The 15,569-nt window shown below is 45.1% G+C and carries 13 protein-coding genes; 6 read left to right on the forward strand and 7 right to left on the reverse strand.

The features are described from left to right. Positions 1 to 2 precede the first annotated feature (2 nt). The 5 genes from rsmE to metK all read right to left on the reverse strand — a co-directional run bounded on the left by rsmE (position 3) and on the right by metK (position 4,614). Complete coding sequence (gene rsmE / locus R7Q41_RS11280) at positions 3 to 734, reverse strand: 16S rRNA (uracil(1498)-N(3))-methyltransferase (protein WP_025768830.1); 732 nt, start codon at positions 732 to 734, stop codon at positions 3 to 5. 113 nt (positions 735 to 847) lie between these two features. Further along, on the reverse strand, positions 848 to 1,543 hold the full coding sequence (gene endA / locus R7Q41_RS11285) for a deoxyribonuclease I (RefSeq protein WP_053306786.1): 696 nt from the start codon (positions 1,541 to 1,543) through the stop codon (positions 848 to 850). A gap of 150 nt (positions 1,544 to 1,693) precedes the next feature. Further along, complete coding sequence (locus R7Q41_RS11290; RefSeq protein ID WP_318108916.1) at positions 1,694 to 2,191, reverse strand: SprT family zinc-dependent metalloprotease; 498 nt, start codon at positions 2,189 to 2,191, stop codon at positions 1,694 to 1,696. A gap of 68 nt (positions 2,192 to 2,259) precedes the next feature. Further along, positions 2,260 to 3,057, reverse strand: a complete 798-nt coding sequence (locus R7Q41_RS11295; protein WP_005381026.1) for a DUF2189 domain-containing protein — start codon at positions 3,055 to 3,057, stop codon at positions 2,260 to 2,262. 402 nt (positions 3,058 to 3,459) lie between these two features. After that, positions 3,460 to 4,614 (reverse strand): methionine adenosyltransferase, encoded by a 1,155-nt coding sequence (gene metK / locus R7Q41_RS11300; protein WP_005384541.1) that lies wholly within the window; start codon positions 4,612 to 4,614, stop codon positions 3,460 to 3,462. 315 nt (positions 4,615 to 4,929) lie between these two features. On the opposite strand from metK, the gene tkt reads away from it, so the two are divergent. After that, the gene (tkt, locus tag R7Q41_RS11305; RefSeq protein WP_005381028.1) at positions 4,930 to 6,924 is read left to right on the forward strand and encodes a transketolase; all 1,995 of its coding nucleotides are present in this window, start codon (positions 4,930 to 4,932) and stop codon (positions 6,922 to 6,924) included. Positions 6,925 to 7,015: 91 nt separating this feature from the next. On the opposite strand, the gene R7Q41_RS11310 is transcribed toward tkt, so the two are convergent. Continuing rightward, positions 7,016 to 7,909 carry a LysR family transcriptional regulator gene (locus R7Q41_RS11310; RefSeq protein WP_017633561.1) on the reverse strand — a complete coding sequence of 298 codons (894 nt, stop codon included), beginning with the start codon at positions 7,907 to 7,909 and terminating at the stop codon, positions 7,016 to 7,018. A gap of 140 nt (positions 7,910 to 8,049) precedes the next feature. Between R7Q41_RS11310 and R7Q41_RS11315 the strand changes: the two genes are divergently transcribed. From R7Q41_RS11315 to mscS, 5 genes are all read left to right on the forward strand, one after another. Further along, positions 8,050 to 10,008 (forward strand): ligand-gated channel protein, encoded by a 1,959-nt coding sequence (locus tag R7Q41_RS11315; protein WP_005380999.1) that lies wholly within the window; start codon positions 8,050 to 8,052, stop codon positions 10,006 to 10,008. Between the two features lie 135 nt (positions 10,009 to 10,143). Beyond that, a complete protein-coding gene (epd, locus tag R7Q41_RS11320) occupies positions 10,144 to 11,181 on the forward strand; it encodes an erythrose-4-phosphate dehydrogenase (protein WP_053306782.1) in 1,038 nt (345 codons plus the stop codon). Positions 11,182 to 11,332: 151 nt separating this feature from the next. Next, positions 11,333 to 12,493: a phosphoglycerate kinase gene (locus R7Q41_RS11325; protein WP_005384547.1), complete on the forward strand. Its 1,161-nt coding sequence runs from the start codon at positions 11,333 to 11,335 to the stop codon at positions 12,491 to 12,493. A gap of 154 nt (positions 12,494 to 12,647) precedes the next feature. Further along, entirely contained in the window at positions 12,648 to 13,724 is a 1,077-nt protein-coding gene (fbaA, locus tag R7Q41_RS11330) for a class II fructose-bisphosphate aldolase (protein ID WP_005380996.1), read from the forward strand. 425 nt (positions 13,725 to 14,149) lie between these two features. Then, positions 14,150 to 15,016 carry a small-conductance mechanosensitive channel MscS gene (mscS, locus tag R7Q41_RS11335; protein WP_005384548.1) on the forward strand — a complete coding sequence of 289 codons (867 nt, stop codon included), beginning with the start codon at positions 14,150 to 14,152 and terminating at the stop codon, positions 15,014 to 15,016. Between the two features lie 47 nt (positions 15,017 to 15,063). Here the strand turns inward: mscS and R7Q41_RS11340 are convergent, their stop codons facing one another. Beyond that, a complete protein-coding gene (locus R7Q41_RS11340; protein ID WP_318108918.1) occupies positions 15,064 to 15,546 on the reverse strand; it encodes a YbaK/EbsC family protein in 483 nt (160 codons plus the stop codon). Positions 15,547 to 15,569 lie beyond the last annotated feature (23 nt).

Here is a 15,569-nt window from a genome sequence, read left to right on the forward strand (position 1 = left end):
GTTTAACCAAGATCGCCGAAACGAACTTGTAAGGCTGTAATTGCTGTCAGAGCCGCTGTTTCGGTACGCAGAACGCGAGGGCCGAGTAGCGTTTCTTCAAATTGGTATTCTCGAGTCATCTCGATTTCTTCAGACGATAAACCGCCTTCAGGACCGATCAGTAGGCGCACTTTTTCAACCGGGGTTGGCAAAGTGTTGATTGAGTATTTAGCACGAGGGTGAAGGTTAAGCTTTAAACCATCGTACTCTTCTTTACACCACTCTTCCAAGCTCATAATTGGACGAATTTCGGGCACGACATTACGCCCACATTGCTCACAGGCACTGATGGCGATTTTCTGCCATTGCGCGAGTTTTTTCTCAAAACGCTTTTGGTCAAGCTTGACACCACAACGTTCAGAAATCAGAGGAGTGATGGTATTGACGCCAAGTTCAACAGACTTTTGGATGGTGAACTCCATCTTATCGCCACGTGAAATGACTTGACCAAGGTGCAGATCTAAAGGGGATTCAATACTGTTTTCTACGCGCTCGGTGATGTTAACCAAAACTGATTTCTTGCTGACTTCACTGATAACCGCTGGGAACTCTGCGCCACTGCCGTCAAAAAGGAGAACGTCTTGGCCTTCTTTCATGCGCAAAACACGACCGATATGGCCTGCTGCGTCGTCACTTAAAGCAAGTGAGCCAAGTTGATGAATGGTTTCTGGATGATAAATTCGAGGGGTACGCATGAGATTTCCAGCAAGAGAATAAACTTAAACCCTAACATGGATGCTTTGCACCGAAAAAACAAGGGGCAAGAAGCGTTTCAATATCAGTAATTGAAACGCTTCGAGGTCGGAGGTTACAGTGCGCGGCAGGCTTCTTGAACAAATGGGTTGTGATTGCCCTGTACTTTTGCAATGCGCTCGTCACGCTCACATTCCCATTTATCGACAGGATAGGTTTTGTTCCAAGCACTCATTAATTGCGTTTGCTGCTTCGACAGTTTGAAACCGTACTCTTTGCTCATGTATAGATAGGTACGAGCAATTGAGCCACGCGCACGGTCTGGTGGCATGACTTTACGCTGCTTAAAGTTCACTTGCATCTCACAGCGACCATAACTCACGCCATCCATACCGTTCCATTGGCTGAAGTTGTAGTTCGAACGGTCACCGTTTACTTCACCAATAGCAGGAGTTAGGTTGTGCAAGTCTGCTTCCATCAAACGAAAAGTTTTGTCTTTTTTCTTACAGTTTTTACGTCCGCCATCTTGCCAGCATTGACGCTGGTGGCCAAATTGCCACGCAGGAACCACGTGCTCCCATTCGATTCGTGCAGCCCGTTTTTCTTGTTTACGGACTTGGTAGCCGCAAGAGGCTAAATCGGGTAAGCCTTTCTTGCCTTGCCATTGAATGTTACAGCCACAGTAGAAGCTTGTTGGATGGTCTTGATAAATTTTGACCGCCTCACGTTTGGCAGCTGAGAATGAGCTCGGTGGCGCGGCAATCGCAGTGCTAGAAAGCGCGATAAGCAATAGAGAGAGTAAGTATTTCATGATAAAAGTCTTTATAAAGTATGACTTTATTCATGATAACACGCATAAAATAGCTTTAGTGATGAGTAAGTTAACAATAAGTGGCGAAGGGAAGGTTTTGATCAACTCGATCTTTATTTTGGGAACGCAAGTAACACTATGAGGTAAGGGCTACGATAATTGAATGCCGGTGAAGTTAAGTGGTTGGCGGCATTTTTGACAAGAGTACGTCGCCTCTTTGCGCAGCACTTTATTATGACGGCGAATCGATAGAGGGTAGGTCATACAACCACAACGATACTCAAAGGTTTTACCTTGAACGGATTTTACTTCAAAGCTGTGAGTGGTTTTGGCTGGTACGTTAAATACGGCTTCCATGACGCCTTTCCATTCTTTGCCGTGAGGCCTAACTCGCCCGTAAACCTGATAAGTAATCAGGTGTGCTACTTCATGAGGAATGACTTCATCTAAGAATGCTTGGGTGTTCTCGCGAAATAAAACAGGGTTTAGGCGTACTTGATTTAATTGAAGGTGGGCTTTTCCTGCCGCTTTCCCACGGACGTCGAAGGTGATTGTTGGAATTGGGAAAGAACGTTTGAAAGCTTGTTCCGCCATCGCGATACAGCCCGCCATCACTTGCTTGGCTTTATAGCTGAGTTCTATATCCACAATTCACCTCGATAAATCAAATAAAAAAGCCCCCGCATTTGCGAGGGCCAGATCATAGCATCAGTTAATTATGGTGTGTGTTTTTTCTTGATGGTGGCATGGTAAGCGTGCCATGTACCGTAGCCTAGAATTGGCATGGTAAACAACATTCCGATCCCGTAGGTCGCAAAGCCGATAAGAATACCGCCACAGATGATCGCTGCCCAAACAATCATTGCTGGAATGTTGGATTTCACTGCATTAAAGCTGGTAAATACAGCGGTCATCATGTCTACGCGACGCTCCATCATGAGCGGAATAGAAAAGGCTGAAATACTAAACACCACACAAGCCAAAACAAAGCCAACTAAAGAGCCGATGACAAGGAAGGGTAGAAACTCACTTAAAGGTGCCCCTTGAACAGAAGGGTAGAGCGCATGAAGTAGAGCGGCAATGCGCATCCAAAATATCATACACACTGCGAGTAACACGGCGAACGCCCATTGAGATGTTGAGTTACGACCGATCGCTTTCATTGAATGGAACAAGCTTGCTTTGTGTCCGCGCTCTCTCTCCCAACTGGCATCATACAAGCCGAGCGCGAGAAACGGACCGATTAACATGTAAACAATCAAACTGGGCATGACGACCAAGTGTGTGCCTTGCCACTGTACGAGCAAAACAATGCCTATGGCTGCTGCCATAAAACAGATGCCATAGAAAGCACTAATAAGCGGCATTCGCACGAAATCATGCAGACCTAATGCGAGCCAATGAAAAGGTGCAGAAAGATTGACCGTATTGCACGGTATGGTTCTGGCGTATTCGTTGTCTGGCACTTCCTTTCGCTTGTTGTGGAAGTCCGATGGATTAACAGTTCGAGGCATAACTCCTCCTTGATTTATTCCCACATTATCCGCTTATACCAACTGACAGCGGTTTTTGTTCAGTCAAACTTGAAGCGACTTTTTCAAGTTTACATCTGAGCATTGGCTTAGTTTGGTATCGGCCATAAAGATGCCTGACTCATGTCTTTACTTAAGTGTTGCTTCCACAGTCGCCAGCATCCGACGTCTCTATTTAAATTGGAGTTAACAATATTTTAACTATTGGCGGAGATGGGATAATTTACAAATAATTGCTTAAAATTTATTCGGTATAAAAATGAGGGAGAAACAGGACTGCTTTGTGGGGCAGGGCGGTATGAGCCGAAATGGCTAGATAAAAGTTGCTGAAAATAAAAAGCCCCCACCATAGGCGAGGGCTTGATTGATTCTTGCTTGGCTTGATTATTTGATGCCAGCGAAATCGCGTAGAAGTGCAGCTTTGTCTGTCGCTTCCCACGGGAATTCTTCACGACCGAAGTGACCGTAAGCCGCTGTCTTTTTGTAGATAGGTTGAAGAAGGTTAAGCATTTCTTGTAGACCGTATGGACGTAGGTCGAAGAATTGACGAACCGCTTCAATGATGATGTCGTGAGGTACTTTCTCAGTACCGAACGTTTCCACCATGATAGACGTTGGATCAGCAACACCGATTGCGTAAGAAAGTTGGATCTCACAACGGTCAGCCATGCCTGCCGCTACGATGTTTTTCGCTACGTAGCGTGCTGCGTATGCTGCACTACGGTCAACTTTTGATGGATCTTTACCAGAAAACGCACCGCCACCGTGACGAGCTGCGCCGCCGTAGGTATCTACGATGATCTTACGACCAGTTAGGCCACAGTCACCCATAGGACCACCGATTACGAAGCGACCGGTTGGGTTAATGAAGAAGTTTGTTTCTTTGTTGATCCACTCAGAAGGTAGTACTGGCTTAATGATCTCTTCCATTACCGCTTCACGCAGGTCTGAAGTTGAGATTGAGTCACAGTGTTGAGTTGAAAGAACAACCGCGTCGATACCAACGATGTTACCTTGATCGTATTGGAATGTTACCTGAGATTTTGCATCAGGACGCAACCAAGGTAGTGTGCCGTTTTTACGAACTTCTGCTTGCTTTTGAACAAGACGGTGAGAGTAAGTAATTGGCGCTGGCATTAGTACTTCAGTTTCGTTACAAGCGTAACCAAACATGATGCCTTGGTCGCCTGCACCTTGTTCTTTAGGGTCAGCTTTATCAACACCTTGGTTGATATCTGGCGACTGTTTACCGATTGTGTTTAGTACCGCACAAGAATCTGCGTCAAAGCCCATATCTGAATGTACGTAGCCGATTTCACGAACGGTTTCACGAGTTAACTCTTCGATGTCTACCCATGCTGAAGTCGTGATTTCACCACCCACCATTACCATACCGGTTTTAACGTAAGTCTCACATGCAACACGAGCCTTTGGATCTTGCTCTAGAATCGCGTCAAGAACCGCATCAGAAATCTGGTCTGCAATTTTATCTGGATGACCTTCTGATACTGACTCAGAAGTAAACAGGTGCTTAGCCATGTTAGCTCCACTATATCTGGTTTAAAACTGGGGAATGATAAACTCTCCAGCGCAAATTAATACTAATTTTTGTAGGTGTATCTACATCTAGACGTCTATTCTAAATTTGATTGCTCGAATTACAAGCTCTTTTTTGGTTTTTGTTATAACCAAACGTTTGCCTGATTTATTGATAATTTTAAGAACTTCGAACGATTTGGCGCGAAAGGTGCAATATTTGTGAGGTTTTGGACTGGAAAACGTTTGCACACCCAACAGGGCTTTGAGAGAATTATGACCTACTTTTCGTTTCGCTTAATGTACTCAGGAGCAGACATGTCGTCTCGTAAACATCTTGCCAATGCAATTCGTGCTCTAAGCATGGATGGTGTTCAACAAGCTAACTCAGGCCACCCAGGCGCACCAATGGGTATGGCTGATATCGCTGAAGTTCTTTGGCGCTCTCACCTAAACCATAACCCTTCAAACCCAGAGTGGGCCGACCGCGATCGCTTTGTGCTGTCAAACGGTCATGGGTCAATGCTTATTTACTCTCTACTGCACTTAAGCGGTTACGAGCTATCTATTGACGATCTGAAAAACTTCCGTCAATTGCACTCAAAAACCCCAGGTCACCCAGAGTACGGCTACGCGCCTGGTATCGAGACAACAACGGGTCCTCTAGGTCAAGGCATCACTAACGCTGTTGGTATGGCGATCGCAGAGAAAGCACTAGCGGCACAGTTCAACAAAGAAGGTCACGATATCGTTGACCACTTTACGTATGTGTTCATGGGTGACGGCTGTCTAATGGAAGGCATCTCGCATGAAGCATGCTCTCTTGCTGGGACGTTAGGTCTAGGCAAACTGATCGCGTTTTGGGATGACAACGGCATTTCTATCGACGGTCACGTTGAAGGCTGGTTCTCTGACGATACACCTAAGCGTTTTGAAGCGTACGGCTGGCATGTAATCCCAGCAGTCGATGGTCACGACTCAGACGCGATCAACGCAGCAATTGAAGCAGCAAAAGCGGACCCACGTCCTACGCTTATCTGTACCAAAACAATTATCGGTTTCGGTTCTCCTAACAAGTCTGGTTCGCACGACTGTCACGGTGCACCACTAGGTCACGATGAGATCCAAGCGGCTCGTGAATACCTAGGTTGGGAGTACGGCCCATTTGAGATCCCGGCAGATGTTTACGCTGAGTGGGATGCAAAAGAAGCGGGCGCCGCGAAAGAAGCAGCTTGGAATGAAAAATTCGAGGCATACGCTGCAGCTTACCCTGCTGAAGCGGCAGAGCTTAAACGACGTCTAAACGGCGAACTTCCTGCACAGTGGGAAGAAAAAGCGAACCAAATCATTGCCGATCTTCAAGCAAACCCAGCGAACATTGCATCACGTAAAGCATCGCAAAATGCACTAGAAGCGTTTGGTCAAATGCTTCCTGAGTTTATGGGTGGTTCTGCTGACCTAGCGCCTTCTAACCTGACCATGTGGTCTGGTTCTAAGTCTCTAGAAACGGAGGACTTCTCTGGCAACTACATCCACTACGGTGTACGCGAATTCGGTATGACTGCTATCATCAACGGTATCGCATTGCACGGTGGTTTCGTTCCTTACGGCGCAACATTCCTAATGTTCATGGAATACGCTCGTAACGCAATGCGTATGGCTGCGCTGATGAAAATTCAGAACATCCAAGTTTACACGCATGATTCGATCGGTCTTGGCGAAGATGGTCCAACTCACCAACCTGTTGAGCAAATGGCGTCTCTACGTGTAACTCCAAACATGAGCACATGGCGCCCATGTGACCAAGTTGAGTCTGCAGTTGCATGGAAACTAGCGATTGAACGTAAAGATGCACCAACTGCACTTATCTTCTCTCGTCAAAACCTAGCGCAACAAGAGCGTACTGCTGAACAAGTCGCAGACATCGCGAAAGGTGCTTACATCCTGAAAGATAGCGAAGGTAAGCCTGAGCTAATCCTTATCGCAACAGGTTCTGAGGTTGAGCTTGCAGTGAAAGCCGCTGAGCAACTAACTTCAGAAGGCAAGAAAGTACGCGTTGTTTCAATGCCATCAACAGACGCATTCGACAAACAAGACGCTGCTTACCGTGAATCTGTACTGCCATCAGACGTAACGGCACGTATCGCTATTGAAGCGGGCATTGCGGATTTCTGGTACAAGTACGTAGGCTTCGACGGTCGCATCATCGGTATGACAACATTCGGTGAATCAGCACCTGCTGGTCAGCTATTCGAGATGTTTGGCTTCACGACTGAAAACGTAGTGAACACAGCTAAAGAATTGCTAGCGTAATTGCAGGACCATCTAAACAGTCGAACGTAAACGACAACTGTTAGATGCTAAAGTTAGAAAGGCCATCATTATGATGGCCTTTTTATTTTTGTCAGGTTTTCCAACCTTGTGGAATGCTTTGGTGAATGCAGTCTAAAAGTACGGATAAGCGCAGTGGTGGTCGTCCTGCTGGTGTATAGCAGTTAATGGAAATAGGCTCAGAAAGCCAACCTTCTAAGCATGGTGTGATTCGCCCTGGGTGATGTTTCTCATAGCCGCATGCTGTCCAAGTCGGCAGCAGTCCAATACCATGACCATTCGCGATACTGTCTATTTGCATTGCTATGTTGTCGCTGTATAAGCGACTAACAAAGGGTTCTAAAAAGAACTCACCGTGTTGAGGGTGTGCTAGCATCAATCCATTTTCTTGCACTGAACCAAAATCGATCCATGGATGTGCTTCAAGTTCTTTGGGGTGCGGTATAGGCCCATGTTGTTTTAGATAATTTGGAGAGGCAAAAGGCGTATAGCGAAATACCCCCAGCACTTCTTTTCGCCAGTCTAGCTCTTTACGTTCACCGAGCCAGATGAACAAATCTGGGTCATGATGCGCCTCAGAAAAGTCACTGGTAAGTTGAACTCTAACATCGGGATTATCAGCAAGAAAACGATTGAGTACGCCGCCGAGCCAGCTTCTAACTAAGGCAGTGTGACAAACAATATGCAGTGGCCCTGAAACTTGGTTCGTTAAACCTTGAAGTGCATCATAACTCTCTTCACTTAACTCAAGAATCTGGCGGCTGTAGTGGGCAAAGATCTCTCCAGCTCTTGTCAGAACTAATCGATTACCTTGTCTGGCGGTTAGAGCCTGACCGAAGTCTTCTTCTAATTGTGCCAAGCGACGACTTAGCGTTGATTTTGGCTGATTAAGGGCTTTAGCAGCGGCTGTCAAACTTTTATGCTGATTGAGCGCATCAAAGGCTCTAATTGATGCTAAGTCGTGCATATTTCTTTTACTCCTTACTGCGTTATGTACGAGTTCCATAAATGGAAAGAACCGTTCCATAACTCTCACTATGCATCTCATTCTATTTGTGAATAATTCACTTTCGAAAATAATAATCATTATCAATTATGGAGATGTAGATGTCTACTCTTAGACTGCCAGTTATTACCGCAACTGGTATTTTAGCCTTCGTCAGTGTCCCTCATGTTTTTGCCAATGATGCAGTTTCTAAAATGGAAACAGTGGTTGTAACTGCATCAAGCTACGAGCAATCTCAAGCGGACGCGCCTGCAAGTATTAGTGTTATTTCACGTGAGGAGTTGGACTCCCGTTATTACCGCGATGTGACTGATGCACTAAAAAGTGTGCCAGGTGTTGTCGTGACAGGTGGTGGTGATACCACCGACATTAGTATCCGTGGTATGGGTTCTAAATACACTTTGATACTGGTCGACGGTAAACGTCAAAGCACGCGTGAAACTCGTCCAAATAGTGACGGTCCTGGTATCGAACAAGGTTGGTTACCTCCTCTTCAAGCGATTGAGCGAATCGAAGTTATTCGTGGCCCAATGTCGACGCTTTACGGTTCTGATGCGATTGGTGGTGTGATTAACGTCATCACACGAAAAGATGCGCTAGAGTGGACAGGTAATGTTCAACTGGGCACGGTACTACAAGAGAATAGCCGCTCAGGGGGAGAGCAGAGCGCGAACTTTTTCGTTAATGGTCCGTTGGCTGAAAATTTATCTCTCCAAGTATATGGTCAGTACACAACCAGAGAAGAAGATGACATCGAATACGGTTATGAAGATAAAGATATGCAGAGTATCTCTTCAAAACTGACTTACCAGATTAATGAGCGCCATTCGGTGCAATTAGAAGGTGGCACGTCGGCACAAAGTCGTCGTGGTAATGTGGGCCTTTCAGTGCCGACCACTGGGTGTCGTGGTGGGTGTGAAGACTCACTGAATGAATATCGTCGTAATTACGTAACGGTAAGCCACAACGGTGATTGGGATTCGATTGGCATTTCAGATACTTACTTACAGCGAGAAGAGAGCGAGAACAAATCTCGTGAGATGACGATCACCAACACCACGTTCAAATCGAGCTTGGTGACTGGTATCGGAAACCATACGTTGACGACGGGTGTGGACGCCACTCATGCAGAGCTTGAGGATTTCACCTCCAACAAAGCGTCATCGAAGACTGAAACATCGAATACGCAGTGGGCTGTTTTCATTGAAGATGAATGGAGAATCGCCGATCCGTTTAGCGTTACGCTTGGTGGTCGTCTAGATCATGACGAAAACTATGGCGCGCACTTTAGTCCGCGTGTTTACGGTGTATGGCGAGTTGATCCGTCTTGGACGGTGAAAGGCGGTGTGGCAACAGGTTTCCGTTCTCCACAATTACGTGAAATTACTCCTGGCTGGGCGCAAGTCAGTGGTGGCGGTAATATCTACGGTAACCCAGATCTTGACCCTGAAACGTCGCTAAACAAAGAAATCAGCGTCTTGTATCAAGGTGATTCTGGCTTAGATGTCTCTTTGACAGCGTTCCATAACGAATTCAAAGACAAGATCACACGTGTTGTTTGTCCAGACACTATCTGTACTGATGGTCCAAACCAATGGGGCGCAGATCCAACGTACCGTATTAACGTGGATGAAGCCGTCACACAAGGTATTGAAGCGACCTTAGCATCGCCGTTAACGGAAACCATTTACCTTAGCTCGAGCTACACATTTACCGACTCAGAGCAAAAAACAGGTGAATACAAAGGCATGCCGCTGCAGCAGTTACCAAAGCATCTGTTTAATGTGGATGTGACTTGGCAAACGACAACAGATCTAGAGAGCTGGGCGAAAGTCACGTACCGAGGTAAAGAAATGGATCCGGTTACTGGCCCATCAAGAAACAGTATTGTAGAACCAGCTTATACCTTTGTGGACGCCGGTGTGACATACCAGTTAACCGACAATACTCGTATTAAAGGCGCTATCTATAACTTGCTGGACGAGGAAATCAGTTACGAAGAATACGGATATATTGAAGATGGTCGTCGCTACTGGTTAGGTTTAGACGTCGCATTTTAATTATCTATCGTTGTAATAAGGTCGAGCATAGTCTCGACCTTTTTTAATCCTGCTTTACTTTGATTCAACAGGTGCGTTTGTCAGCCTGATCAGGTAGTATCTGTGACACGAAATTTTTGGTAGGGCGAAGGATAAATGCTAAAGGTTGCGATCAATGGATTTGGACGTATAGGTCGTAATGTTCTGCGAGCGGTGTATGAAAGTGGAAAACACCAGCAGATCAAGGTTGTGGTGGTTAACGAACTAGCTCAGCCAGAGGCGATGGCACACCTACTGCAATATGACACCAGTCATGGTCGCTTTGGTAAAAAAATTTCCCATGACCAAGAACATTTGCATGTTCATCATGACAGCGGTGAATATGATTCCATTCGCATTCTCCACCTCTCCGAAATCGAATTACTTCCTTGGCGTGATTTAGAAGTTGATATCGTCTTGGATTGCACTGGCGTATTTGGTTCGCAAGCCGATGGGCAAGCGCATATAGAAGCTGGCGCTAAGAAAGTACTGTTTTCGCACCCGGGCGCAAACGACCTAGATAATACGATTATCTATGGCGTGAACCACGAAACTCTGAAAGACGAGCACCGTGTTGTCTCCAATGGCTCTTGCACCACCAACTGTATCGTTCCCATCATTAAAGTATTAGACGAAGCCTTCGGCATAGAATCTGGCACCATTACCACAATTCATTCGTCCATGAACGATCAACAAGTAATTGATGCGTATCATAACGACTTACGCCGTACCCGCGCTGCAAGCCAATCTATTATTCCGGTGGACACTAAGTTGCATAAGGGGATTGAAAGAATCTTCCCGAAATTTTCCAACAAATTCGAAGCAATTTCTGTTCGTGTTCCAACGGTTAACGTCACTGCAATGGATTTAAGTGTCACAATTAGTACAAATGTGAAAGTTAATGACGTAAATCAAACCATTGTTAACGCATCTCAGTGTACATTACGTAACATTGTTGACTATACTGAATCGCCACTCGTTTCCATCGACTTTAACCACGACCCCCATAGTGCGATTGTGGATGGAAGCCAGACTAGAGTGAGTAACGGGCAACTCGTAAAAATGCTCGTTTGGTGCGACAACGAATGGGGCTTTGCTAACCGGATGCTGGATACTGCCTTAGCAATGCAAGCTTCTTCGCAAGTGGAACAGTAATGACGAAGAAGTGATGGAGAATTTTTATTTCAAGCCTTGAAATAAATCCATAATATCTCCATATCTATAACCAGTTTGAAGAATTAACAGGCTTGGCAGGGTTGCCGAGTTTTCAAAAACTTTAATTATTAAATATTTGAGAGGACACATCATGTCTGTAATCAAGATGACTGACCTGGATCTTGCAGGTAAACGTGTATTTATCCGTGCTGACCTAAACGTGCCAGTAAAAGACGGTAAAGTAACTTCGGATGCACGTATCATCGCATCTCTTCCAACTATTAAGCACTGCCTAGAAGCAGGCGCTAAAGTAATGGTTACGTCTCACCTAGGTCGCCCAACTGAAGGTGAATACGCTGAAGAGTTCTCTCTACAACCAGTTGTTAACTACCTAAACGACGCACTAGATTGCGAAGTGAAGCTAGCAAAAGACTACCTAGATGGCCTAGAGCTAAATGCGGGTGAACTTGTTGTTCTTGAAAACGTTCGCTTCAACAAAGGCGAAAAGAAAAACGACGAAGAGCTATCTAAGAAATATGCAGCACTATGTGACGTATTCGTAATGGACGCATTCGGTACGGCTCACCGTGCTCAAGCATCTACTCACGGCGTTGGCATGCACGCAGACGTAGCATGTGCTGGTCCTCTACTAGCAAACGAACTAGAAGCGCTAGGCAAAGCAATGGACAAGCCAGCTCGTCCAATGGTTGCTATCGTAGGTGGTTCAAAAGTTTCTACTAAGCTAACTGTTCTTGAGTCTCTATCTAAAATCGCTGACCAACTCGTTGTTGGTGGTGGTATTGCTAACACATTCATCGCAGCTGCTGGCCACAACGTTGGTAAGTCTCTATACGAAGCAGACCTAGTTGAAACAGCTAAGAAGCTAATGGACGAGTGTGCAATTCCAGTAGCAACTGACGTTGCATGTGCGAAAGCATTTGACGAGAACGCAGAAGCTGAAATCAAGCACGTTTCTGAAGTACAAGACGACGACATGATCTTCGACCTTGGTCCAGATTCAACTGCTGAACTAGCTGAAATCCTTAAAAACGCTAAGACTATCCTATGGAACGGTCCAGTAGGCGTATTCGAATTCAAGAACTTCGAAGCAGGTACTAAAGGTATCTCTGAAGCTATCGCAGCTTCTGAAGGCTTCTCTGTTGCAGGCGGTGGTGACACGCTAGCGGCTATCGACAAGTTCGGTATCAAAGCGGATGTATCTTACATCTCTACTGGCGGCGGCGCTTTCCTTGAGTTCGTAGAAGGTAAAGTTCTTCCAGCAGTAGAAATGCTAGAAGCACGCGCTAAGTAATTAAAGCAAAGCGGGGGAGTGATTCTCCCGCTTTCTTGTTTGCTGCAACGTGTGAGGAACTCTGCTAGAATAGCCTCAGTTGTGAGCAAACGTTTGCAAGATTTTCAACTTAACAAGTTTTGTTTAAAAACGACAGATAAATAGGATTACATCCATGTCTAAGATCTTCGACTTCGTAAAACCAGGTGTTATCTCTGGCGATGACGTTCAGAAAGTATTTGAAGTTGCAAAAGAAAACAGCTTTGCACTTCCAGCAGTAAACTGTGTGGGTACTGACTCTGTAAACGCAGTACTTGAAGCAGCTGCAAAAGTTAAAGCTCCAGTTATCGTTCAGTTCTCTAACGGTGGCGCTGCTTTCTTTGCTGGTAAAGGTCTAAAACTTGAAGGTCAAGAAGCTCAAATCCTAGGTGCTGTTGCTGGTGCGAAATACGTTCACGCTGTAGCTGAAGCTTACGGTGTTCCAGTAATCCTACACACTGACCACGCAGCTAAGAAACTACTTCCTTGGATCGACGGTCTACTAGACGCTGGTGAAGAGTACTTCGCGCAAACTGGTAAGCCACTATTCTCTTCTCACATGATCGACCTTTCTGAAGAGTCTCTAGAAGAGAACATCGAAATTTCTGCTAAGTACCTAGAGCGCATGGCTAAAATGAACATGACTCTAGAAATCGAACTAGGTTGTACTGGTGGTGAAGAAGACGGCGTTGACAACTCTGATATGGATGCGTCTGAGCTATACACTTCTCCAGAAGACGTTGCATACGCATACGAGAAACTAAGCGCAATCAGCCACCGTTTCACTATCGCAGCATCTTTCGGTAACGTACACGGCGTATACAAGCCAGGTAACGTTGTACTAACTCCAACTATCCTACGTGATTCTCAAGCGCACGTTTCTGAGAAATTCGGTCTTCCAGCAAACTCTCTAAACTTCGTATTCCACGGTGGTTCAGGTTCTTCTCTAGAAGAAATCCGTGAATCTATCGGCTACGGTGTAATCAAAATGAACATCGATACTGATACACAGTGGGCTACTTGGGATGGTATCCGTAAGTTCGAAGCTGAAAACCACGATTACCTACAAGGTCAGATCGGTAACCCAACTGGTGAAGATGCACCAAACAAGAAGTACTACGATCCACGCGTATGGCTACGTGCAGGCCAAGCTTCAATGGTTACTCGTCTAGAGCAAGCATTTGCTGACCTTAACGCAGTTGACGTACTATAATCGTTACTGATTAAGTTACTTAAAAACCCGCTCTTTGAGCGGGTTTTTTTATATCTATCATTTTCTTCCCCTCTGCTTTCTCCCGATATTTTTATGCGTTAGGTTGTATTTGCTAGTGAGATATCTCACCTTTAACGTTTTTTTTAAAGAAAACATGGGAATATCAGTCTTAAGAGTGGCGAAATCAGAGTGCATTGCGTAACCTGTAACAAGTCAGTGTCAGAAAGCTCTGATAAAGTCTTGTTTTGCATATCTTTGCGAAACTCTGACTTTGAAAAAAGTCAGAGTTGGGATATTGTGCCAAAAATCTGACACTGTTCAGTGGAGCAATAGGGATGTTGTTTTAGAAAAGAGCCTTTAAAAAACAAGGTTCATAAATTAACGGCAATTGGATTTATATCTCTTTATTTTTGAGGATAAGAATTATGGCAGGTGAATCGGTGGGTATCGATACCACTTTAACGGATGGTCTAACTCAGGCTGAAACTTGGCTGACAAACAATTCAGATCTACTGGTTCAGTACGGTGTGAACATTATCTCTGCGGTGCTTATTCTGTTTATCGGTAATCTTATCGTTAAGGCAGTCGCTGGTAGTGTTTCTAAAGTACTAGAAAAGAAAAACATGGATAAGGCCGTCGTTGAATTTATTCACGGTCTTGTTCGTTACTTGCTATTTGTAATCGTGCTAATCGCGGCTCTTGGTCGATTAGGAGTTCAAACCGCTTCTGTTGTTGCTGTGATTGGTGCGGCAGGTCTTGCTGTTGGTCTTGCACTACAAGGTTCACTATCAAACTTTGCAGCAGGCGTACTTATTGTTGCGTTCCGTCCATTCAAATCAGGCGACTACGTAGAAATCGGTGGTGTAGCGGGTAGTGTTGAAGCAATTCAAATCTTCCAAACCGTTCTAAAAACACCAGACAACAAAATGGTTGTTGTGCCTAACTCTTCAGTTATCGGCGGTGCCATTACTAACTACTCTCGCCATGCGACACGACGTGTCGACCTAGTGATTGGTGTTTCATACAAAGCAGACCTTAAACTAACGAAGAAAGTGATTCGTGAGACGCTAGAGAAAGATCCACGTATCTTGAAAGACCCAGATATCACAATTGGTGTACTTACGTTAGCAGACTCTTCAGTTAACTTTGTGGTTCGTCCATGGGTGAAAACTGCAGATTACTGGGGCGTATACTTTGATGCAATGCAAGGTATTAAAGAAGCATTGGATGAAAATGGTATCGAGATTCCATTCCCACAAATGGATGTTCACCTGAACAAAGTCGACGCTTAATCAAAAGCAGTCGATATTCAAAAGCGAGGCCAATAGGCCTCGCTTTTTTATATTTCGTAAAGGGTGTGATGACCAGCAAGTAAGAGGCGTTTTAGATGTTTACCTGCAAATCCAAATGTGAACTCAGGTAAGCCAGGCGTATAGAGCAACTCTTGATGTTGATAGAGATTGGTATCAACAATGATAGTGATGTATTCCGGTAAGCCTATTGGGCAAACCGCGCCGGGTACGCAACCTAACACTTCGACCATTTCATCATCATTACAAATAGAGGGACGTTTACCTGTAATCGCTTTAATCTGCTTGGCATCGAGGCGCGAGTCCTTATCTGTCAGATAAACTGCGTAACCTTGTCCTTTGAGTGTTAAAAAGAGGCTTTTGGTATGCGTACCCGTCCAACCAAGCTCTCTCGCAATGCGTATATCTGTCTCAAAGTCTAAGATGGCTTCGTGCTGCCATTCACGAAAAGGAATAGAGAGCGCGTTGAATCGATCTCTATTGTTGTTATAAATACGTTTTAGTGACTCCATGTCTTTGCTGCCTTACTACCTTA

It is taken from the genome of Vibrio sp. 2096 (genome assembly GCF_033339595.1).
Lineage (GTDB): Bacteria > Pseudomonadota > Gammaproteobacteria > Enterobacterales > Vibrionaceae > Vibrio > Vibrio alginolyticus.

Bases quoted from the DNA above. Each gene is read 5' to 3' on its own strand.
- endA (WP_053306786.1), bottom strand. From the start codon at position 1,543: ATGAAATACTTACTCTCTCTATTGCTTATCGCGCTTTCTAGCACTGCG.
- R7Q41_RS11310 (WP_017633561.1), bottom strand. From the start codon at position 7,909: ATGCACGACTTAGCATCAATTAGAGCCTTTGATGCGCTCAATCAGCAT.
- rsmE (WP_025768830.1), bottom strand. From the start codon at position 734: ATGCGTACCCCTCGAATTTATCATCCAGAAACCATTCATCAACTTGGC.
- R7Q41_RS11315 (WP_005380999.1), top strand. From the start codon at position 8,050: ATGTCTACTCTTAGACTGCCAGTTATTACCGCAACTGGTATTTTAGCC.
- tkt (WP_005381028.1), top strand. From the start codon at position 4,930: ATGTCGTCTCGTAAACATCTTGCCAATGCAATTCGTGCTCTAAGCATG.
- epd (WP_053306782.1), top strand. From the start codon at position 10,144: ATGCTAAAGGTTGCGATCAATGGATTTGGACGTATAGGTCGTAATGTT.
- mscS (WP_005384548.1), top strand. From the start codon at position 14,150: ATGGCAGGTGAATCGGTGGGTATCGATACCACTTTAACGGATGGTCTA.
- fbaA (WP_005380996.1), top strand. From the start codon at position 12,648: ATGTCTAAGATCTTCGACTTCGTAAAACCAGGTGTTATCTCTGGCGAT.
- R7Q41_RS11295 (WP_005381026.1), bottom strand. From the start codon at position 3,057: ATGCCTCGAACTGTTAATCCATCGGACTTCCACAACAAGCGAAAGGAA.
- R7Q41_RS11340 (WP_318108918.1), bottom strand. From the start codon at position 15,546: ATGGAGTCACTAAAACGTATTTATAACAACAATAGAGATCGATTCAAC.
- metK (WP_005384541.1), bottom strand. From the start codon at position 4,614: ATGGCTAAGCACCTGTTTACTTCTGAGTCAGTATCAGAAGGTCATCCA.
- R7Q41_RS11325 (WP_005384547.1), top strand. From the start codon at position 11,333: ATGTCTGTAATCAAGATGACTGACCTGGATCTTGCAGGTAAACGTGTA.